The sequence below is a fragment of the Anabaena sp. FACHB-83 genome (assembly GCF_014697485.1).
Classification (GTDB): Bacteria; Cyanobacteriota; Cyanobacteriia; order Cyanobacteriales; family Nostocaceae; genus Nostoc_B.
The window spans coordinates 1-22,742 of record NZ_JACJRY010000028.1 but is presented as its reverse complement, the minus strand read 5'-3'; the positions used below and the strand labels follow the sequence as shown (position 1 = coordinate 22,742).

The window sequence follows — 22,742 nt, the reverse complement described above, 5'->3', positions numbered from 1 at the left end:
CCTCCCATCTCTGTATTTCCTGAAGTAGTCAATATTTTTGTGGCAGTCTGCAAACTATATATGCAGCTGCCTTTATCTATAGCAGTTCTTACTTCCTTGTAATACAGTTGGAACCCCACCCCCAACCCCTCCCCGCTTGCGGGGAGGGGTTGGGGGTGGGGTTGAAATGTACCTCATCCAACCGAGAACCGCCATATTTGTAAACTATGAAACTCTTCTACACACCTAACTCTCCCTACGCACGTATAGCAAGGGTGGCTGTATTGGAACTAGGATTTAGCGATCGCATCGAAATACAAAAATTACAAAAATCATTAAACATCACGATTCCGGGGAAAACTAGGCAGATCAACAGCAATATAAGCCCAAGGAACTGCTGAATCAGTCCAGATTTGATGCACTGGTTTAATAGAGATATGATTGTCAGCCGATTTTCTCATGAACACAGAAACGAATAAAGAACTAAACATAACAAATCATGCTGAATTTGCGAAAATATTGAACAGAACTTTTAGTTCTTTTTGATTGTGCTGATCAGGCTTGATAATAACAATGTACGCAAATAAAGCTCGACGCAGACGAGGTGTACTTCTAACACCTCAAGGATTAAAGAAACTTCAAACAGCTAAGTCTGAAGCAGAGATTCGGGAAAATAATGGTCATCGGTATACTCTGGAAGCATTGAGCGATCGCACAGGTTTATCAGTCGATTCAATTATGAAGATATTTGCTTGTGAAGTAGGAGTAGACAAGCAAACTTTAAAGTACTGTTTTCAAGGGTTTAATCTAGTTTTAGAGCAGAGTGACTATTGTCTTCCAGAATTACCACAGCGAAATCAAGCTTTAAGTACTAACTTGTCAGCAGCAGAACCAGAACCAGAAATACCAGAAGGTCAAGTACCGCTTGATTCTCGATTTTATGTAGAACGCCCTCCCGTTGAAGCTAATTGTTATAAAGCTATTTTGCAACCAGGAGCATTAATCCGAATTAAAGCCCCAAGACGGATGGGGAAAACTTCATTGATGTCCCGAATTCTTCAGTCTGCCAATAATGAGGGTTATCATACTGTATCTTTAAGTTTTCAACTGGCTGATACAGCCATATTTCAAGATTTAGATAAATTCTTACGTTGGTTTTGTGCAAGTATCAGTCTGGGTTTGGATTTACAAAACCAACTAGCAGACTATTGGGATGAGCTATTTGGAAGCAAAATTAGCGCCAAAATTTATTTTGAACATTATATTTTAGCTAAAATAATTAACCCAATTGTTTTGGGTTTGGATGATGTCGATCGCTTATTTCAATATCCAGATTTAGCTGATGATTTTTTTGGGTTGTTACGCGCTTGGCATGAAGAAGCTAAAAATCGAGAAATTTGGAAAAAATTACGGCTAGTTGTAGCCCACGCTACAGAAGTATATATTCCCTTGAGTGTGAATAAGTCACCTTTTAATGTGGGTTTACCAGTTGAATTACATAACTTCAACAAAGAGCAAGTTCAGACTTTAGGCGATCGCTATGGGTTGAATTTTGGAGAGCAATCATTAGAAAAACTTTTCGATTTGGTCGGTGGTCAACCCTACCTTGTGAGATTAGCTTGTTATTATTTATGGCAACACCGTATCAGTGTAGAAGAGTTGTTATCAACTGCTCTGAGTTCGGATGGCATTTATCGTGAACATCTGCAACAACAGTGGTGGAATCTCCAACAAAATCCAGAACTAGTGGACACATTTGCACAGGTGATTAAATCCCCTCAACCAGTGGAATTACATCTACAGCAAGCGTTCAAGTTGCAAAGTATGGGGTTGGTTAATCTCTACGGAAATCAAGCTACACCTAGCTGTAGGTTGTATGCCGAATATTTCTGCGATCGCCTGCATTACCAGCCAGAATCAATTGTTTCCTAAAATCATCAGGTGTAATAAATATCTATGTCTACCAGTAATTTCCAAGACTCTCCACCAGTTCCACCATCAATAAGAAATGCTAATCAATATGAATATAACCAGCTACCCTTGCAAGTCCTCGAAGGAACTCTCCCCACGGATGTGCAGGGGCATGTTTTTATGGTTACTTCCATAGGAACTGTTAATTCTGGCGGCTTACCCTATCCTGATGGAGATTCTTTATTGTGCGGCGACGGGATGATTTATCGGCTAGATTTTGATACCGAAAATCAAGTGAAATTAACTACGCGCATAGCCAAACCACCTGATTATTATGCTGACAAAGCAACTGATTCTGTCTCTCAGTATCAAAAATTTCGTTTTAGTAATCATGGACTGACGAGATTTTCCTTTCCATTGGGTATTCGTAACCAGCTAAACACAGCTTTTCTCCCGATGAAGTTTTCCGAAGATGCACCAGCAAGGTTACTAGTTACCTACGATGCTGGCCGTCCTTATGAAATTGATACTGAAAGTCTCGATGTTGTTACCCCAGTAGGATCTAATCAAGAATGGCAATCAGAAGTACAAGGATATAATGCTCCTTTTCAACCATTTTTGAGTACTGCCCATCCTGCTTTTGACCCTCATAGCAAAGAGATGTTTACAGTTAATTATGGCAGATCATTATTTAATTTTTTAGACTCAATTGCTGTTATTCACTTGATTGACCAATGGCTACACAATATCTGTAACTTGTGGCAACCGAAACTGCTTAAAAGTAGTTTAAATGCTGTATCTCAATCTTTATTATCAATATTTGGCTATCTTTATGGCAATTACTTCAAATGGTTCAATAAATCACCAATAAAAATCAAAGACTTTGTTTCTGTTATGTGTTGGGATGGGGCAACATCTTTAAAACAGTGGCAATTAGTTTTACCTGATAGTTCTCCCGTAAAAATTGAACAAACTATACACCAAATCGGGGTCACGAAAGACTATATCGTGATTATGGATACATCTTTTACGATGGGGGTAGAACAAGTCTTAAATAATCCTTTACCCCATTATAAACGCCTGGAAAACATACTCAGAGATATATTAGAAGAACCGCCTTTGCCATACTCGGCAGTTTATATTGTGCCACGGAATCAGTTGCAACCAAATACTAAAACAGTAACAGTCAAAAAAGTTATCTTGCCATTAGAAGCAGCACATTTTTTAGTAGATTACGAAAATCCTGAAGGAAATATTACACTGAATGCCGCGCATATTGCTGGTATGGATGTCTCGGAATGGGTAAGACAATATGATGTTTCTGCTTATCCTCAATATAAACCAGAAGATTTGTGTGGAATGGTACCTGGTCAAGTTGATCTTGGGCGAATGGGACGTTATGTAATTCATGGAGAAAGCGGAAATATTCTCCAGTCGCACATTATTTCTGATGCTAAATGTACCTGGGGTACAGACCTTTATACTTATCCTGACCAAGATTCTCAAGGACAACCTTTAAAATATCTAGATGATATTTATTGGTGTTCTTTTGGGCTATGGAAAGACTTAATGACCAAATTTGTTGTCACTCAGTATCAAAATTACAAAAATCGCCTAATTCCTCTTGAAAAAGTCTTAGACATGGCACGTAGTGGCGTACCAGCATACTTGTTTAGACTTCATGCTTCATCCACAGAATCACCAGCAATTGTTGATAGCTACGAACTACCACCAGGATATGTAGTGCTTTCGCCTCAGTTTATGCCATATCGTGGTGCGGAAAAACCCACAGATGGTTATATTGTCTGCACAGTTTGGCATGGCCAAGAAAATGAATATTGGATTTTTGATGCCAATCATTTATCTAAAGGCCCTGTATGTAGATTATCCAGTCCCCCATCTCAACAGCCACTTCATTTTGCGATGACTTTGCATACTGCTTGGCTACCAAAAATTGGCAAACGCCAAGCAAGTTATTATCTTGATGTCCGCCAAGATTACCAAGAATTAGTAGCAAAGGCAGCCAAAAGATGTCCTAAGATTGGTAAATTATTTGAAGATTATGTTTACCCTAATTTTGAGCAAGCGAATAAACCGTAATCACTTGTAGTAACAGAGACAAGGAAGACAAGGAGGATGGGATAGATAAGGGAGAGAGATGTTATTTAAAATTGTCATCTATCACATTACCTCCCGTGATTTCCTCCTCTCCGCGCCCTCTGCGTCTCTGCGGTTCGTTTCCAACCACTGCATAATTTCCGCAGATAATTCTTGCTTAGTTCTACTATTCACATCAATACAAACATGGCGAGTGATAGCTTTAGCCACTAACACATCTGCAATTGTAATTTCGTAAGCAATTTCAAATTTATCAGCACTTAATTTCTGGGGAATTAAACTAATATTCAACTCATCTCCGCAATACATCGGTCGGAAAAAATCGACATTGGCGTGAACAATTGGAAAAGCCACTGAAGGTTTAGTAAAAAAAGCTTTGAGATTCATTCCCGATGCGTTGAGAGATGCTTCATAAGCTTCATGACAAATGCTCAAAACATTAGCAAAATAAACTACACCCGCCGCATCAGTATCTGCAAAGCGCACAGTACGGTTATAAATAAAAGACATTTTTGTCTAATTAAAAATTAAAAAACAAAGTAGCAAGCGAATAACTTGCCATATCAAATTATCTCACTGTTAAGGGGTAATATATATCTTCAGAACTAGGGTTTAAGTAAGGGCGTTGTAAGTCAACTGAGTGGAGGGCAAAGTGTTTTTCAATTGAGTTCATTCTTTCTTCTATGGCATCTTTACCTTTTTGCCATACTTCTAGTAAAGCATGAGCAACAATTTGGCAACGGTTCATCCCAAAAGTTTCTTGAATGGCGAATTTTTGAATTGGTTCTTCGGCTAAACTTAGACCTGGGGCTAAAAACTTGGTAAATAAAGGTATTTGTGGCTGAAAATGCGATTGATGTTCTTTATATACAGCCTGGAGAATTTGGTGAATTGCTGGGTAGTCTTCCCGTTCAAAGTACAGTAAGCCGGAGTCGTAGCGTCCGTAGGCTCTAGGATTGTAAAGCACTTGAAAGGTAAAAGGAAGAGACGCTTGGTTGAGGTGTTGCGTCAGACTATCCATCAGTGCGATCGCTCCATCTGCCGTAATATTAAAATAAATTCTGCCTATTCCCAATTCTGCATCTACACTCTGCTGTTCTTGTCCTACATCACTTACCGCCACGTAACAGCCATTTTGCAAATGATTTTTTGGCATCCAAATAGACACTGACTCACCCGGTTTAGCAGATTTGCTGTGAGGTTTGAGATGACAATCTGGTTCAATATATAATGTCAAACCAGATTTTGTTACCGCCATACTTCCATCAGGTTCCTGACGTAACACTTGCCAACTAGAGTCAAAATATCCTTTACCGTGGTTATTCGCGTGCAGTTGGGCGTAAAATTCCCAATCAATACCCAAATGAGAATTGTTCGCTAAATTTTGCTGTGGTAAGCAATGAGGCGTATTAGCATTCACCGCTAACGCATTTTGCAAAGAACCGTTGTAATAAATTCCATAAAGAAAATTACGCAGTAGCAAAGTCAGATATTTTTGCTGTAACGCCGCAGAATTTTGCCGAAATCTTTCTGCTACCTTCGCGGGTAAGGCAAAAGTTTGATACTCAGGGTGATGAATGGAAAAGTTAGATTCTATCTGGATATTTTTCGCAATATCAAACAGAGAATTTAACAGAGGGTTGGTAGAGGTGTCTAGCATTTTGAGTGGGGAGTAGGTAGATAAGGGAGACAAGGGAAGGGAGATGAAGAGAAAGGACAAATTTTTAACAGCCGCGTAAACGGGTTTTTTCGTAATATAAGGGAATTAATTTTTGTGATTTTTGCGGTTGGGTAAGCTGGTGCTGTGTAGCCATCGGTTGGATAATTTCTGCTTGAGTAACACCGAAAACTGTGTTTACAGATTTTTCGGGCATGGTTAGCAAATTCTGTGCTACTTGTAGGGTACACATATCAGTATTACAAAATTGCTGCTGATAGTTAATTTTTGCTTGAATGTGGTGAATCAGTCCTAACCCGGCAAACTGGATGACACGCTCTACAAAGTCTGGGCGGTGTTCTAAAATAGCGGGAAAGGTATTGAGATAAGCTTGAATTAAAGTTAATAATGAAGGTTGAATCGCTTCTAGTGGGATAATCGCTAACTGTAAGGATTCTTCTAATTCCAGTGTGACATCGATAACTAAACTAGAAAGCCAAATATTTAAATAACTGGCGATTAAAGTACCTAAATCAAATGCGGGATCTCCCCAAGCGCAGGCTTCCCAGTCGATGAGGCGCACTAAGCAGTTATCTAATTTATCCCAACGGGAATGTAGCAAAATATTATTTAACGTCAAATCGTTGTGAGTTAAACAGCAAGGTTTCCACTCATAAGCTAAATCTGCGATCGCAGATTCTAAACTCTCATCACGCTGATAAACAGTATAAAATTGCCATGCTGATTTCGGCACTGCACCAAAAATATCTGGTGTTAGTGATTCTATACCCTGCGCTGGGTTGTAAAAGTTATAGCGATACTGTCCTTGTGGCGCTGTAGCCATAAAATCACGATATTCGCGGCGCTGGAAAGTGGCGCGATGCAAAGCTGCTATTGTTGTCCCAATAGCAGTGGCTATCTCTGTCGGAAAGCTATGGTGATGTTGATAAAAGCCACCTAATTCCAGATATTCACTTAAATAATTGCGGACAAGGAGGGAATTTTCCTCATCGTAATGTACTACTAATGATGCGATCGCTGCAATATTACCTAATACTGGAAACTGCTTGAGTAATTGATGAAACAGCCATTCATTAAAAAAATCATGCAGGTTTCCCGCATTTTCCTGGTGCTGTTCTTGTTTAATTAGCAGTTGCTGATTATTTCCCAGAGTCACTAGTAAATTGAAATTCTTTTTGCTACTTCCTGGCAACTGAGATAAGTCTAAATTGCTATCTTCTAAACTACACAGCCCTGCTGCGTGCAGATATTGGGTAACATTTTGAGAAGATAATTGTAATAACATATTTTATTTCCTATTTCGTAAAAGTGCTGAGATAATCAATTACTTATTTTCAGGATTATTGTTAATTGAGCAATTTAAGTAGATAACTATAAGTATCTAAATATCGATTATTCTTTCTTCTCCACTAATATCTTATTTCTGATATTTAGAACTGCCAAAATGGCATTAATAACTTTATTTTTGCTTTAAAAATTACCATTATTTACTATCGAATCTTTAAAATCATAATATACAATTGTGGAAATTACTAGCCTTATTTGTTGCAGTGACATTTTCTGATTTAACAAAAAAACAAAAAGTAATTTAAATTACTGATTGCTATTTTTTTTTAATAGCAGCGTTAAAATCATTAAATATAACAATACATAAATCAGTCACAAGTACTGCTATATAAGGCATATGGCGTTTATTGATACCTGATGAATATATCACTTTTGAGTTAATTTAAATATCAGCATAAATATTCAGTAACACCAAAAATATGATTTCTTAGTTATCTCACGATCATGAGGTAACTAAACCTGATGACTGGAATAACTCATCCATCCACAGCAATAATTTAAGACTTGTCTATAAATAACTGTCTCAAGATGGATATTACTGAAAAATTAGGATGACAAACTGATTCAGGATGTTAATTATTCCTGAAATGAGGTTGAAATAAATATGCAGAATTCATCAAAGTGATATGTAAAAATTCACGAGTCAGAATTCAGGAATCAGAATTTTGTGCTGAATAATTATTTCTGACTTCTGACTCTTGGATGCTGAATTTTTACTTGAACATGAACGCATAAACCCCGGTTGCTGAATGGGTAAACTCTCGACTGTACCCAAAAATATCAAAATTACATGCAATCTTATTTTTATTTATCACTGGTGAATCAGCAAAACCGGATACTTTGGCAAAAGGATGATGACTTTTTTCCAGCCAAATATTAGTCATTATTTATGACATTCAGCAACAAGCTAAGTTTTTAATAATACTTACTTTTACTTTGAGGTGGCTGCTAACCAAGAGAGTAAATCAGCCATACTGGTAAAATCTAACAATGCTACGCCCAAGTTTTCTAATTGGTCTAGGGAGAGAGTTTCCACTTGTTCGCGCACATCTTGAGATAATTCTCCCACACGACGAGTTAGTTGACGCAGAACAAGCGATCGCTCTCCTGCGGTTCTTCCTCTTTGTTCTCCCTCTTGCAGTCCTTCCTCTTTGATTTCTCGGTAAACTCGTGTTTCCTTGAGTGTAATTCCTAGCATTGCTTCTACCTCTGTGCGACTTAGTTGCTCAAACTTGTACACCATGATTGTTGTAACTAACTCAATTATGGCGCGACTGGTGGTTTCTGGTTGCTCAGTTGCTGAACGCTCTACCAAATATCTGGCTTCGGAGGGTGCAATTTCTTCATCTATCGTTGTCAACACCATCAATGCTACCCAAATTGGTAAAGCACGAATATCACCCAATTCATCCAAATATACCCGATGTAATTGGTCGCTATTGAGCCAGGCACGATAAGGATAAGTGTCAGTTTGTTCGATGGTGCGCGATGGGTAAATAATCACTGCTTGCCAATCACTAAATCTGTCGCGGTTGCGGTAGAAATATAATGCTGATTCAGCAAATACCCGTTCATATAGCCTTTCGTCTTTCTGGAATTGCACTTCGCAAAAATACACTACACCCTGACTGACGCTTTCTGGTGGGAGAAATACGCCATCAATTTCAAATTTGGGTTCTTTGACAGCCACAGAGTCAAATTTGTATTCATCCGCATTTGCTGGTGGATTTGTCAATAATTCAAATAATAAACTAGGGTATTGTTGGAATAGTTTATAAAAAATTGAGTCTCGTCGCATTTAGACATTCAAATAAATAGATTTTTCCTGATCAAAGTATTTGTAGCGATCGCCACAGCTATACAATAATATAAATGTACTACAACAGGAGACTCATCTATATGTTATTTAACCACCAACTGATGCACCATCAACACCAGTGCCAGCGCCCCTAAAACAATCATTAGTCCCGCAGGCATAAACTTGCGTGTCTTGGCAAACCTCAAAGCAAACACAACCACTAAAACCCCAGCTACAAAAGCAGCTAGAGTTAAACCCCAAGGTTGTCCTTGCAAGTACCAGTAAGCAAATAAAATCAGTAACAAACCACTAACACCACCACTCAGAAGTGAAACCAGACTACGCGCTTGCACGTAGCCAATAATTCCACCAACAATTGCGAAGATACCGTAGGCAAAAGCAGCAATTATACCTAAATTCATTGTTAAAACCTATGTAGATTTTGACTTTACAGCCAAGGTCGGCAGACAATTTACCATAGCTATTTAGCTATTTCACCTAGTTGATTGATGGATATTCCCGCAATGCCAACGGCAAGTACTTCGTCCTATGTCCAGGTGCAATTCCTCCAGCGTCAAGCAGCATCTCTTTTACTTTATCAATCTGTCCTCCAAAGCGAAGCCGCGATCGCCTTTCTGGAACTGTTGCAAGCAATACGTTACACTGATGCCGATGGCAGGAGTTGTCTGCAAGCCTATGGCAATTACTTCCACGCCTTAGCCGCAAGCCGTCAAAATTGGGAAGACCATTTAATTTCCCAAATACTCCTGGCGGAAAACCCCTTTAGCCGACTGGCGCAGCAACAAGATTTTCGGGAATTACCCCCGGCTTTAATTGCAGCCGCTCAACATGATTTACACATCTTACAAAGCCTTTACGAATGCAGCACAGCATCTCTCAGCGAGTGGGTACAAGCTGTAACTCATTTGCCAGTTTCGCCTGTTGTTTGGTATCAAGAACACAATCCTACCACCAATCAAACCCTGCATTTGCCAGATTGGGATAATTGGGCTGATGCTGTGGAAGAATTAGCTGCTTATTATCAAAAATTTGGTGTAGGTTTATTTGCCGAGTATCGCGCCTTGCGTTGGCAAGATGGGCAGTTTGTTGGTATTCCTTATCCTGACCCCATTAAGTTAAGTACACTGGTGGGTTACGAATGGCAGCGAGATGCTTTGCTGAAAAATACAGAGTTTTTACTAGCGGGTGAAACAGCATTGCATGTATTACTTTATGGTAGTCGCGGTTCGGGGAAATCTTCTTTAGTCAAATCTTTGTTGAATGAGTATAGCGATCGCAACCTGCGTCTACTAGAAGTTGGCAAATCTGATTTACATGATTTACCAAAAATTGTCGAACAGTTACGCGGGTTGCCACAAAAATTTATCATTTTTGTCGATGACCTCTCCTTTGAGGAAGATGACGACGCTTTTAAAGCTCTTAAAGTAGTTTTAGAAGGTAACTTAACAGCACGACCACAAAATGTAGTTGTCTATGCTACCTCCAACCGCCGTCACCTAATTCGAGAGTATTTCGCTGATAGACCCACCCCCAAGGATAATGAAGAAATCCATGCTTGGGATACGATGCAAGAGAAGTTATCATTTAGCGATCGCTTTGGTTTGACATTAACCTTTGAGCCAGCAAATCAAAATACTTATTTAACAATTATTCGTCATTTAGCCACACAAGCCAAAATTAATCTCAGCCCAGAAGATTTAGAATATCAAGCATTACAGTGGGCAACCCGTCATAATGGCCGTTCTGGACGCACAGCACGACAATTTATTGACTTTTTAAAAGCAGATTTATCTCTCTTTGGTACAACTAATAATGAAAGAATCCAGAATCCAGAATCCACAAGTCAGAATTGAACACAGTATAATGACTCATACTTCTCAATTATTAGACTCCCTACCTAGAACAATATTGATTAATCATTCTGCATTCTGAATTCTGACTCCTGAATTCTTACCTTATAAATCTGATCCTCAGCCCCAATCTTAATTACGAATTCACACCAGCAATATGCAAGCAGTAATGGTCAGTAATCGATTTCTTCTAGGTGTAGTTGCCTTTAGTGTAAGTTTTGGGCTTAGTCTGGTTCCGAATTGGAATTTTGGTCAAGCTTTCCTAACAGGCATAATTACTGTCCTGGCTACATATACTGCCGCATTATTTGTTGATAAACGCCGGAGACATCATGAAATGCTGGTGTTAACAACCTTACGCAAACGCATTAAAGAGCAAGAATCTTTAAAAAATCGCATTTACAGAGAAATCAAACAAATTGAAGAACATCACAATTTGTTATATGCTGAAAACCAAAAACTGCAAAATCAAATTGCCGAATCTCGCAATCAAAGAGATAGTCTGCATCGAGAATTAAGTAATTTTGCCGGACAAAAAAAGCAATTAGAAGCTGAAACAAATAACCTTAAAAATACCATTCAAACTCTAGAGCAAACTAATACAGAACTTAGTAATATTTGTGCTAACCTCACAGCCGAAAAACGCCGTTTAGAGTTACATAGTAATGTTTCTCATGCTGAAATTGCCCAGTTACAAACTCAACTTCATGAACTACGCCAAGACAAGCAAGAAATTGAGAGTAACTTAACCTTACTAGGTAGACTCAAACCGCAGCTAGAAGAAAAAATGTATGAACTCAGGGTAGAAATTCAAGAGTTAGAAACTGTTGTTCATCAGCAAAATAAATTATTGGCAGATATCACTACAGAAAAGAATAACATCACCAATAGTTTAACTGAATTGCATCAGCAAATAAATGATAAACAATCAGACATCCAACAGTTAAATAGTCAAATTTTAATCTTACAAGGAGAACGAGATTTATTACAAAGTCAAATTTGGGACTTACTGCAACAAACAGAAACGCTCAATTTAGAACCTATACCAATAAATCTTTCCCTAGAAGATGAACCCGAATTATTTCCGTTTGCTGATTTAATTGCACCTTCAGAAGATCCCAGTGAAGACTTACCAGAAGAATGGACTAATTTGTTAGAAAAATTGCCAGGTCATGAAATTGAAGTATTAAAAGCAATATTACAAGCAGATAACCCCAAAGCAAGCATTAAACAAATTGCCGAAGCTAATATTACCATGCCTAATCTCTTGATTGATTCTATTAACGACCGGGCAAATGATACCATTGGGGAATTAATCATCGAACCAGGAGAAGACACTCCCTCAGTGTATCCAGAACATCAGCACAATGTCCGCAAAATGATTGCTATGTACGAAGACTTGATGAGCAGGCAAGCATCATCAAATTAAATTACTTGTTATCGTAAAATTATTATTGCGCGAAATCTAAAATCTAGTGAAGTACATGGCAAAGCTCAAAATCTCGAAGAAAGTTTCCACTGCTTTAATTAATTCCCTGGGTGCGGGAGTAGTACCAAGACTAGGAGTTGAACACATAGCAGTTGGTCGAGAACAAGAACTTAAAAGCCTGATACAAAATCTAGATGACATTACCGAAGGTGTCGCCGCATTTCGCTTTATTATTGGTAATTATGGTTCCGGTAAAAGCTTTCTCCTCCAAATGATTCGCAACCGTGCGATGGAACAAGGCTTTGTCGTAGCTGATGCTGATTTATCATCCGAACGCCGCCTCGCGGGAAGTAATAATGAAGGTTTGGCGACTTATCGAGAATTAATGAGTCACCTTTCCACCAAAACCCGTCCTGATGGCGGTGCTTTAGTTTCAATTTTAGAAGGTTGGATTAATAAAATCCAACAAGAAGTTGCTAAAGAAACTAATATGCGTCCCAACGACGAAGGTTTTGATGACCAAGTAGAAGCCAAAATCAGAGAAGTTGTGCAGTATATTGAAGACTTAGTTCATGGTTTTGATTTTGGCAATGTGATTATTGCTTATTGGCGTGGTTATCGATTAGATGATGATAATTTAAAAAATGCGGCTTTGCGGTGGTTGCGGGGTGAATTTAGCACCAAAATTGAAGCTAGGTCGGCTTTGGGTGTGCGGGTAATTATTGATGATGAAAGTTGGTACGACTACATTAAATTGTTAGCTAAATTTGTGGCTGAAATTGGTTATAAAGGTTTGTTAATTTTGTTAGATGAAGCGGTAAATTTATACCAAATATCCACCACAGTTACCCGCGAGAAGAACTATAACAGACTGCTGGCGATGTTTAACGATACCATGCAATGTAAAGCCGAACATCTGGGGATTTTTATTGGTGGTACAACCAAATTTTTAGAAGACCAAAACCGGGGACTATTTGCTGACCAAGCTTGGCGCAGACGTACCAAAGAAAGTCGCTTTGCTACCCAAGCGAATGTTCAGGAATTTTTAGGGCCAGTTATTCGGTTAAACCCCTTGAATGAGGCTGAAATTTTCACGCTTCTACAACGCCTGAAAGAAATTCATGTAACCCACTATGGCTATGATAAAACTTTGAGCGATCGCAACTTACAAGAATTCTTACAAGAAATCGTTAGCCGCTTAGGTGCAGAAGCCTTACTCACACCCAGCGAAATCATCCGCGACTTTATTAGCGTGCTGAATATCTTACATCAAAATCCAAAAATGACATTCAGCGAATTAATTCATGGTTCTCAATTCAAACCTACAGCCGTTGGTAAAAATTCAGCTATTGATGAAGATGACGCAGCAGAATTTAGTTTGTAATCAAAGATAGAAATATACTAAAAACTAAATTGTTGCTATAGCTGTAGAATTCTTCCAAACCTCAACTGTGTTATTAGATTGTGCATGACCTACTAAAGTTTGTCCGTCAAAGCTAAGTGCGATTGAGCTAAATCTTAGCTCACTTGGAAAAGTATAGATATTTTTACCAGTTTGCACATTCCATACCTGAATTGAGCCATCACTACCACTACTAAATAGCATATTTTCATCAGGACTAAACACAAGACTATTGATGAAATCAAGATGAGAATGAAATTGTATATTCTTAAATTTATCTATTGTTTGAACTTGCTTTCCTGTTGCAATTTCCCAAATTTTTATTCCATCGTAACCACCTCCTGCTAAAGTTTCACCATTAGGACTGATAGCAAGTTTATGAACTCGGATATCGCCTTTATTTTCCATTTCTTTTATTATACTGCCTGTATTCAAATTCCAAATAGTTACATTATTAGTAGTTCCATTTCCTCCAATAAAAATTTTACTATCTGGACTAATGACAAAAGATAAAATACAGTCATATTGACCAGTGCGCTGATAAATTTTTCTACCCTTATGCAAATCCCAGATAATAGTTGTGGGACTTCTTCCACTTCCATGAGTTATTAGTTTTGTCATATCAGGACTAATGACGTTACAAATAGCACCTCTGCTTTTTAAAGTGCGAATCTTATTTCCAGTTTCTAAATTCCATATCTGAATTAACCTACCACCACTTACTAAAATTTTATTATCTGTGGATATAGCAACAGATTCGACTGTGTTTGACAGTCCATGTAGAAGCTCATCAGGTGCAAACATCCAAGTTCTAATTAATTTACCTGTGTTGGTATCCCAGACACTTATTTTTTGGTCATCAGCTCCACCTGTTACTAGAGTATTTCCATCTGTGCTAAGTGCGATCGCATTCTGGCGTTGATTAAATTTTATTGTTAATTGGTGTCTAAAAGCTTCATACATATTAATCATTTTTAATTCGACCGGACTAAAATATTGCATTAGGTTTAGATCAAAAACAGCAGATAAACGTAGATAAAAAAGATTTATGATTACAAATCTTTTTTATCTGCTTTTATCGACGGTTTTTCCGCCAAATCTAATGCGCTACTTTAGCCTGCCACGCTAGTAGAAGTAGAAAAGCTACGTTTGAGCATAAACACAGCTAACACAATTCCTAAAATTGCCAGTGCTGTCGTTGGGTAAAAGAAAATTGTATAACTGCCAAAAATATCTCGAATTCTGCCAGCTAACAAAGTTCCACCTAATGCACCTGCGCCGTAAGCCGTGAAAACTAGACCGTAATTTTTGGCATAGTCGGCGGATGAGAACAAAATTAAGGTGGTAGTAGGAGCGATCGCTAACCAGCCACCAAAGGAAAAATAAAATAGGGAAAATGCTACTAAATAAGTAGCGACAGTTCCTTGTCCAGCTTTTAGCATCATCAGCGATGCAATTAATACTAAAGTAAAAGAAACAATTGCTGCTAACTTCGGGCTAAAACGATCAGTAAACCAGCCAAAAAATATTCTTCCTAAAGCATTAAACACAGCAAATAAAGAAACTGTACTTGCGGCTGTGGTTGCATCTAGTTTAATGATTTCTTGAGCTAAAGGGCTAGAAATACCAATGGCCGCCAATCCTGAAAATGTACCGATGGTGTAGCACAGCCACAAACCGTAAAATGCTGGTGTTTGCAACATTGTCTCAGAATTGGTGAGTGCTGTACTTCCCGAAACTGCAACATTGGGATTCCAATCGGCTGGTTTCCAATCTGGAGGCGGTGTTTTTAAAACAGTGGCGATCGCTAAAATAATCAGTGTAAAAATTATACCTAAAATCACAAAAGTTTGCCGCACTCCATAAGCATCAATTAGTGATTTTGCTAAAGGTGCGGTAATTAACGGTGATAGCCCAAAACCAATCACAGTTAAACCCACTGCAATACCTTTTTTATCAGGAAACCACTTAGCAATTACAGCTAACGGTACACCATAAACTATACCGACACCCGCACCAGCGATCGCACCATAAGTCACAGTTAATAATTGTAAATTGCCATCCAGACTCGACAAAATATAACCCAGTCCCATAATTACACCACCAACTGCGGTAATCGTCCGAGAACCGAAGCGGTTAATGTAAAAGCCAGTAATTGGCATCAATATGGCAAACATGATCAGCAAAACCGTAAATGGCAACAAACTTTCTGTTGCATTAATATTCAGTAATTTTTCGAGAGGTTTTCTAAAAATACTCCACGAATAAACAGTGCCAAGACAAAGTAAAACAATTGCACCAAGAGGAATTAGCAACCATCTGCCTTTGTCTACGGGCATACCAAAAAGCCGCATATATTACATCTATCCTGTGAAATTATTTTTTCAACAGTATCTCACTTTTTGGTATGGAAAATAATGTGAACCAATACTTCTCAAACTACTTCCTTGCCTGTGCTTAAAAAAACCTAAAAGTCTGGAGATAGATAAAACTAACAGCTAAATTTGTTACAGTTACCTAGCAATCACAGTTAAGTAGTCTGAATGAGTAGCCAAACAGCCCGCACCTACGCTTTTTTATCAATTGCAGCCGCAGTTGTAACTATTGGTTTAAAGTTTGGAGCTTACTTATTAACAGGTTCAGTGGGGCTACTTTCTGATGCTATTGAATCATGTGTAAATTTGCTGGCGGCACTAGTAGCATTATGGGCGTTGACTTATGCAGCTAAACCCGCCGATGCCGAACATACCTTTGGACATTCTAAAGCTGAGTATTTTTCGAGTGGTGCTGAAGGTGCATTGATTATTGTGGCAGCTATTAGCATTGCCCTAGAAGCTTGGGGACGCTTGCAACATCCCGAACCACTGACTCAACTGGGCTTAGGGCTAGTGTTGTCATTATTAGCTACAGTAGTCAATGGTGTGGTGGCTGTTGTCTTACTCAAAGCCGGCAAACGCTTACGTTCTATTACCTTGCGAGCAGATGCTCACCATCTACTAACTGATGTGTGGACTTCTGGTGGTGTGATACTCGGAATTGTTCTGGTGCAGGTAACAGGTTGGTTGGTACTTGACCCCATCATTGCCCTATTGGTAGCAGTTAATATTATTTGGGCAGGATTTAATTTACTGCGGGAAACCTTTTCTGGGCTACTAGACACGGCTTTACCAAAAGAAGAACAAGAAATTATCCGGCAGATATTTAGTGAATACGAACATCAAAATATTCAGTTTCATGCTATGCGCTCTCGGTTAGCAGGAACCCGTCGTTTTATTTCCTTTCACGTATTAGTACCAGGAACTTGGACAGTACGCCAAGGACATGATTTATGTGAAGAGATTGAATTGAAGATTATTCAAGCATTACCAGGAAGTAGCATTATTACTCACCTTGAGCCTGTAGAAGATCCTGCATCTTGGAATGATTTGGAATTAGAGCGTCTGAGTCAGCAGTAATATTCGCCGTGAGCGTCAGCCGAACGGTGTAGGAGTATCAGGGTTTTGGTGCTTGTAATCAGGCAATCAGCCATAAGTAGTATGAAAAAACTGAAATGTCGTTAATTTTTCTATCTTACGGTACAAGACATCTCAACAAAAAATAATGCACATTAAAAGTAGTGCGAAAATTCTCAACTGACGATTAATATTTGATTTCTGGAAAAAAGTATAACCGAAAAATACTTTTGCCTACCCTCTACTCTCCACTGACACAGATAATTTCACGAAACAAAATAGATTACTGTAGGAGATGAATTATTATGGCACTACAAAATGCTGCAAGATTTTTTAAGGCAGTCAAAGCAGATCAAGCATTCCAACAAAAACTCAGAGCTACAGCCAATCCTGAAGCATTTGTCAAAATGGCTCAAGAACGTGGCTATGATTTCACAGTCGCAGAATTAGAGGCTGAGATTGATAATTTATCACCAGAAGACTTAGCTGCTATTGTGAATCCAGGCTGGGGGCCAAGACGGCACATCAATCCCAGATAATTCTGGAAATAATGGGCAAAAAGCCTATACAAAGACATAAAGATAGATCACATAGGCTTTTTGTCTTTGATTTATGATGCTAAACGTGCCTGTGCTAAATCACGTATCAACAAAGTCTTAGAATTAATGTAATCTGTCAAATTCAGAGTTTCTTCGTAATTCAGGACTTTGTTGCTTTCAATCTGTCCTAACAACAACTTAACCAAGTCTTTGTCATTAAGCCCAAGAAGAGTACTGCTTTGGGTTTGTTCCACTACAGCCCAAAACTGACGTAATATTTTGGAGTTGACAACGCACATCTTCATTACCATCGCTCCTGGCTGAAATGAACTCAAATCAGTGCTGACACAATCTAAAGAAAATCTTAAATTATGGGGGTTGATAGAATCTCATATATTACAAAAACTTATTAATTATATTTAGATTTACATATTAAACAAAATTTATTCATTAAAACCTTCCTCTTTCGTGAGTACAAGTTACCAATGACTCATGACACCGGGTGAACGAAATTTTGTGTGGGATTTCTAGCTAAGTATCCAAAAAATTACCCTCCATACCCCCCACACCCCCCACACTCCCCACACCTCCCACACCTCCCACACCTCCCACACCTTTTTTCTCTCACCCCATTACACCCCTAAGCCCTTACACCCAGTTTTCACAGACATATTTGTGCGTCAGTGCTGGATTTATCCTCCTATATTGGTAGACGAGTCATACTTGTAACCGATGGCAAAGACTCCCAAAAACTGGTCAAATACAAGTAGTGTGACCCATACCGGAGTAATGACAGACCGCGTTTTAATTCTTGGAGGCAGGGGGCGAATTGGTAGCAGTGTCGCGCAGGACATTGCTAACCATACGCAAGCTAAAATTACCATCACTGGGCGTACTCCAGAGAAGGGAAGCTTGCCTTTGGCACAACGACAGCAGTATTTAGCTTTAGACTTGGCAGAAGTTGATAAACTACGAGAAGCGATCGCTAATTCTGATTTAGTTATTCACTGTGCTGGCCCGTTTCACTACCGCGATGCCAATGTTCTGAAACTTTGTATTGAACAAGGCGTTAACTATATAGATGTGAGTGACCACCGTTCTTTTACCAGCAAAGCTTTAAGTTATCACGAAGATGCTGTTGCGGCTGGGGTGACAGCAGTAATTAATACAGGCATATTCCCTGGTATGTCTAACAGTTTGGTGCGTCAGGGAGTAGAACAATTTGATGAAGCAGAAACAATCAAGCTCTATTATTTAGTTGCAGGTTCTGGTGGTGCTGGTATCACAGTTATGCGAACAACTTTTTTAGGCTTGCAGCATCCTTTTGAAGCGTGGATAGATGGTAAATGGCAGCAAGTCAACCCTTATAGTGAAAGAGAAATTATTAACTTTCCTCGCTATCAACGTAATGGAGTTTACTGGTTTGATATGCCAGAAACTTTCACATTGCCCTATGCCTTTCCTACTGTTAAAAATGTAATTACTAAGTTTGGCTCATTTCCAGATTACTATAATCATCTGACCTGGATAGCAGCACATATTTTTCCTCAGTGGTTAATGCAGCGTCATGGCATGATTGAATTTTTATCTCATGTCAGCCATAAAATGACAGATTTTACTAATCGTTTTAGCGGTATTGGTGTAGCAGTCAAATCAGAAGTTACAGGCAAAAAAAATGGTTCAACAGGTGTTTACACTTCTACTGTGCTGCACGATAATGCTACGGTAGCAACTGGCTGTGGTACAGGTACGGTTGCTCAATTAATTCTTGAAGGTAAACTGAATAAACCAGGAGTTTTACCTGTAGAAAATGCCTTACCAACAGATTTATTTGCTCAAGTCATGGACAGTCGAGGCATTAAAATTGAACATACCTTTTTCAACTCCCCTGAACAGGTTATCAGTTCTCGCGGTCAAGATTAAGACATATTAACAGGATAAAAGCTTGTAACCCTATCACCTGTCCCCTGTAACCTATCCCTAATATCTTCAATGGAAAAACCCCACGGGTGCTGTGGGGTTATTTGATTAGGGTCTCTTGTTATAGTACTAAAGTACTATGCGTAAGTAAAATTTGCAAATACTTTCTTTTTCTTATACCATTTCGTCGAAATCTTGATATTGTTTACACAGTCTGCTTGTCTAGAAATTTATCACATAGCAAGTGAAACCATGTAATTTACCAAGCAAACTATGTGATGTCCTTCTTTACTCAAATTCATCAATGGTAGAAGCAGGTAGCGGTTTTGTCTGTTTAGCAATATGAGCCTCATACCAATTCATTAAAGGAGTTGCACTAATGCCATGTAGAATTACTGATACCACGATAGTTGTATAGGTTATCCAGGCAATTTGTTCAGCAACTTCTCCCTTTAGACCATTGCCAAAAGCATAAGCCAGATAATAGAGGGAACCAACTCCACGAATTCCAAACCAACCAAACAGCCAACGAGTTCCAGGATGTAGATAATAGCGATGGGAACTCAATGGATGTTTACTAATTGTGCTGATCCACGCACCTAAAGGTCGGATCAAGAAGAACAAGAAAATAATTACAACTAAAGATTGCCAAGCATAATCAACCATAGGCTTGAATAGTAGAATTGAGCCTAATAATAAAATTGTGCCAACTTCTAACAGCTTTTCTAATTGCTCGATAAATTCTAATTGAGCTAATGGTTTTTCTGGATTGTGATAACTGCGTTGTACTACTAAGCCAGCAACAAATACTGCCAGAAAACCATAGCCATTAACAAATTCTGTTAAAGAATAAGTCAGCAAAATGATACTAATGCCAACAAAATCTTCCATTAATTTGTCAGCCGAACGACGCTTTTGAATATGTTGATCGAACCAGACTATAATTTTAGGAACTAAAATCCCCATGAATATTGCTGCTGCGATCGCCCAAAATATATCTATCACTATCCATTGTTTAAACCAATTGTTCCAGTTATCATCTTTTAAAGCATAAATACCAAAATAAACAAAGGGAAAAGCTAAGGCATCATTTAAACCACCTTCGGAAGTTAAACCAAAACGTAACTCATCTCTATCATTAGTATCAGTAAGTTGTACTTCTGAAGCTAATACAGGGTCAGTAGGTGCTAAAATAGCTCCTAGTAAGATAGCTTCTCCCCAATTCATCCCTAAAAATAATTTGCCCACAGCCGCCAAGCTAAAAATTGAAATTGGCATTAATATTCCAATCAGGCGAGATGTAATTCCCCAAACTCGCAAATTTAGTGGACTAATGATTTTTAATCCACAACTAAACACCGAAATAATCACAACAAATTCTGTCAGCCTTTCTAGTAATTCCGCGTTGAATACATCATCTCGACGTAATTGAATTAAACCTAAACCATAAGGGCCAAGAAAAATCCCAACCAATAGGTAGATAAGTGCAAAAGATAAAGGTAAGCGGGTAATCCAACCAGATGCTAATGTAACTACCAGTAAAACTAGTCCAATCAAAAACAAGTCGATAATATAAATATCAAACATGGAAATTAGTATAAAAAATCATATCAACTTGCTAGTTTAGTTGTATTATTTCTAGCAATAAATCACCTATAGATAGATTTCAGGAAGAAATAGTCCGGTAATTAATACCGTTCTTAAGTTAGTGAAAATAGCAGTACCAGGAATATTAGTGATGCAACTCCCTGACAGTCCCAAAATCCCCAAATTCATGCAGTTATTACAATGGATTTATCAGCCATTGCAATTAATGGAAAATTCTGCCAAAGTACATGGTGACTGTTTTACATTATGGCTAACCAACAAACAGCCAATGGTGTTTTTAAGTCATCCACAAGCAATTCAACAATTATTTACAGAAAACCTCAGTAATTTAGATTCTAGAGGTTCTGCTCAAGTTTTGCAGCCTTTGTTGGGCGAAAATTCTTTAATATTACTATCTGGTACATCTCACCAACGCCAGCGTAAGTTATTAACGCCGCCTTTTCATGGCGATCGGATGAAAGCCTACGGTAATATCATCGCCGACATTACCAAAGAAGTCATCAGTCAATGGAAATTTGACCAAGCATTTTCTGTCCGCGATTCTATGCAAGAAATCTCTCTGAGAGTGATTTTGCAAGCTGTATTCGGAATAACTGAAGGAGAACGTTATACTCAATTACAAAAACTCTTGGCTTCCATACTAGATTTAAGTGGTTCTAATTTACGTGCCACAATATCTTTTTTGCCAATAATGCAAGTAGATTTAGGTTCATGGAGTCCTTGGGGCATTTTTTTGCGTCAAAGAGAACAAATTGACCAACTACTGTATGCAGAGATTCAAGAACGCAGAAATCATCCCGAATCTTCTGGGAACGACATTTTATCTTTAATGATGTCAGCGCGAGATGAAAACGGCGAACCTATGACCGATGTAGAGTTACGTGATGAGTTGATGACTCTGCTAGTTGCTGGTCATGAAACCACAGCCTCAGCCTTAACTTGGGCATTGTACTGGATTCATCGCCAACCACAAATACGTGAAAAGCTTTTATCTGAGTTAGATAGTTTCGGAAACAATGCAGCTTTAGAAGAAATTACTCGTCTACCTTATCTAACAGCAGTTTGCCAAGAAACTTTACGGATTTATCCCATTGCGATGATTACTATCCCCCGGATTGTGAAACAACCTATAGAAATCATGAATCGTCAATTTGACCCAGGAACATTACTCGTAGGTTGTATTTATTTAACTCATCGCCGTTCAGATTTGTATGCAGAACCACAACAGTTCAAACCAGAAAGATTTTTAGAAAGGCAATATTCTTTATATGAATATTTACCTTTTGGTGGAAGTAATCGTCGTTGCTTAGGTATGGCATTTGCCTTATTTGAAATGAAACTGGTACTAGCAACGGTACTATCCCATGTAGATTTAGCATTAGTAGACGACTCTAGCGTTAAACCAATACGTCGCGGCGTTACCCTAGCACCTTCCAATGGCAAGTGGATGATTGCAACTGGACTGCGACAAAAAGCCGAGACTCCTATTAAAGTGTAGTTATGAAAATGGCGATCGTTTAGCTTATAGATTCATAAACAAAAAAGCCCCCTTTCTTAAGAAAGGGGGCTTTTTTGACTAAAAAGAGACCTGGCGCCGAGCAATTGTGGCAGGAGGCGACCCTCCAACTATCGTAGCCGCAGCAGCGTTTCACCTCTGAGTTCGGGATGTATCAGTGTGGTTCCACCGCGC

At 38.6% G+C, this 22,742-nt stretch carries 19 protein-coding genes; 9 read left to right on the top strand and 10 right to left on the bottom strand.

Going from position 1 to position 22,742, the window contains the following annotated elements:
• Nucleotides 1-314 precede the first annotated feature (314 nt).
• On the bottom strand, nt 315-470 hold the full coding sequence (locus H6G79_RS25245) for a hypothetical protein (RefSeq protein ID WP_190592867.1): 156 nt from the start codon (nt 468-470) through the stop codon (nt 315-317).
• A gap of 82 nt (nt 471-552) precedes the next feature.
• Between H6G79_RS25245 and H6G79_RS25240 the strand changes: the two genes are divergently transcribed.
• Complete coding sequence (locus H6G79_RS25240; protein WP_190592868.1) at nt 553-1,911, top strand: AAA-like domain-containing protein; 1,359 nt, start codon at nt 553-555, stop codon at nt 1,909-1,911.
• 24 nt (nt 1,912-1,935) lie between these two features.
• A complete protein-coding gene (locus H6G79_RS25235; RefSeq protein WP_190592869.1) occupies nt 1,936-3,990 on the top strand; it encodes a carotenoid oxygenase family protein in 2,055 nt (684 codons plus the stop codon).
• An 81-nt stretch (nt 3,991-4,071) separates the two neighbouring features.
• On the opposite strand, the gene H6G79_RS25230 is transcribed toward H6G79_RS25235, so the two are convergent.
• The 5 genes from H6G79_RS25230 to H6G79_RS25210 form a co-directional block, all read right to left on the bottom strand.
• Nucleotides 4,072-4,518, bottom strand: a complete 447-nt coding sequence (locus tag H6G79_RS25230; protein ID WP_190592870.1) for a thioesterase family protein — start codon at nt 4,516-4,518, stop codon at nt 4,072-4,074.
• Nucleotides 4,519-4,576: 58 nt separating this feature from the next.
• The gene (locus tag H6G79_RS25225) at nt 4,577-5,668 is read right to left on the bottom strand and encodes a T3SS effector HopA1 family protein (RefSeq protein WP_190592871.1); all 1,092 of its coding nucleotides are present in this window, start codon (nt 5,666-5,668) and stop codon (nt 4,577-4,579) included.
• A 64-nt stretch (nt 5,669-5,732) separates the two neighbouring features.
• Entirely contained in the window at nt 5,733-6,971 is a 1,239-nt protein-coding gene (locus H6G79_RS25220; protein ID WP_190592872.1) for a phosphotransferase family protein, read from the bottom strand.
• 993 nt (nt 6,972-7,964) lie between these two features.
• Nucleotides 7,965-8,831: an Rpn family recombination-promoting nuclease/putative transposase gene (locus H6G79_RS25215; protein ID WP_190592873.1), complete on the bottom strand. Its 867-nt coding sequence runs from the start codon at nt 8,829-8,831 to the stop codon at nt 7,965-7,967.
• 104 nt (nt 8,832-8,935) lie between these two features.
• Nucleotides 8,936-9,253: a TMEM14 family protein gene (locus H6G79_RS25210; RefSeq protein WP_190592874.1), complete on the bottom strand. Its 318-nt coding sequence runs from the start codon at nt 9,251-9,253 to the stop codon at nt 8,936-8,938.
• An 87-nt stretch (nt 9,254-9,340) separates the two neighbouring features.
• Here H6G79_RS25210 and H6G79_RS25205 point away from each other — a divergent pair, with 87 nt between their 5' ends.
• The 3 genes from H6G79_RS25205 to H6G79_RS25195 all read left to right on the top strand — a co-directional run bounded on the left by H6G79_RS25205 (nt 9,341) and on the right by H6G79_RS25195 (nt 13,515).
• Nucleotides 9,341-10,705, top strand: coding sequence for an ATP-binding protein (locus tag H6G79_RS25205; RefSeq protein ID WP_190592875.1), 1,365 nt, complete (start codon nt 9,341-9,343; stop codon nt 10,703-10,705).
• Between the two features lie 154 nt (nt 10,706-10,859).
• On the top strand, nt 10,860-12,131 hold the full coding sequence (locus H6G79_RS25200) for a tellurite resistance TerB C-terminal domain-containing protein (RefSeq protein WP_190592876.1): 1,272 nt from the start codon (nt 10,860-10,862) through the stop codon (nt 12,129-12,131).
• Between the two features lie 55 nt (nt 12,132-12,186).
• Nucleotides 12,187-13,515 (top strand): ATP-binding protein, encoded by a 1,329-nt coding sequence (locus H6G79_RS25195; protein ID WP_190592877.1) that lies wholly within the window; start codon nt 12,187-12,189, stop codon nt 13,513-13,515.
• Between the two features lie 24 nt (nt 13,516-13,539).
• Here the strand turns inward: H6G79_RS25195 and H6G79_RS25190 are convergent, their stop codons facing one another.
• Entirely contained in the window at nt 13,540-14,535 is a 996-nt protein-coding gene (locus H6G79_RS25190; protein WP_190592878.1) for a WD40 repeat domain-containing protein, read from the bottom strand.
• Between the two features lie 110 nt (nt 14,536-14,645).
• Complete coding sequence (locus H6G79_RS25185) at nt 14,646-15,887, bottom strand: OFA family MFS transporter (RefSeq protein WP_190592879.1); 1,242 nt, start codon at nt 15,885-15,887, stop codon at nt 14,646-14,648.
• A 189-nt stretch (nt 15,888-16,076) separates the two neighbouring features.
• Between H6G79_RS25185 and H6G79_RS25180 the strand changes: the two genes are divergently transcribed.
• Nucleotides 16,077-16,988 (top strand): cation diffusion facilitator family transporter, encoded by a 912-nt coding sequence (locus tag H6G79_RS25180; RefSeq protein WP_190592880.1) that lies wholly within the window; start codon nt 16,077-16,079, stop codon nt 16,986-16,988.
• 302 nt (nt 16,989-17,290) lie between these two features.
• Nucleotides 17,291-17,524, top strand: coding sequence for a Nif11-like leader peptide family natural product precursor (locus H6G79_RS25175; protein WP_190592881.1), 234 nt, complete (start codon nt 17,291-17,293; stop codon nt 17,522-17,524).
• A 71-nt stretch (nt 17,525-17,595) separates the two neighbouring features.
• Here the strand turns inward: H6G79_RS25175 and H6G79_RS25170 are convergent, their stop codons facing one another.
• The gene (locus H6G79_RS25170; protein WP_190592882.1) at nt 17,596-17,829 is read right to left on the bottom strand and encodes a hypothetical protein; all 234 of its coding nucleotides are present in this window, start codon (nt 17,827-17,829) and stop codon (nt 17,596-17,598) included.
• A gap of 484 nt (nt 17,830-18,313) precedes the next feature.
• Between H6G79_RS25170 and H6G79_RS25165 the strand changes: the two genes are divergently transcribed.
• Nucleotides 18,314-19,447 (top strand): saccharopine dehydrogenase family protein, encoded by a 1,134-nt coding sequence (locus tag H6G79_RS25165; protein ID WP_190595315.1) that lies wholly within the window; start codon nt 18,314-18,316, stop codon nt 19,445-19,447.
• A 285-nt stretch (nt 19,448-19,732) separates the two neighbouring features.
• On the opposite strand, the gene H6G79_RS25160 is transcribed toward H6G79_RS25165, so the two are convergent.
• The gene (locus H6G79_RS25160; protein ID WP_190595314.1) at nt 19,733-21,031 is read right to left on the bottom strand and encodes a sodium:proton antiporter; all 1,299 of its coding nucleotides are present in this window, start codon (nt 21,029-21,031) and stop codon (nt 19,733-19,735) included.
• A 151-nt stretch (nt 21,032-21,182) separates the two neighbouring features.
• Between H6G79_RS25160 and H6G79_RS25155 the strand changes: the two genes are divergently transcribed.
• A complete protein-coding gene (locus H6G79_RS25155; RefSeq protein ID WP_190595313.1) occupies nt 21,183-22,550 on the top strand; it encodes a cytochrome P450 in 1,368 nt (455 codons plus the stop codon).
• The last annotated feature ends 192 nt before the right edge of the window (nt 22,551-22,742 follow it).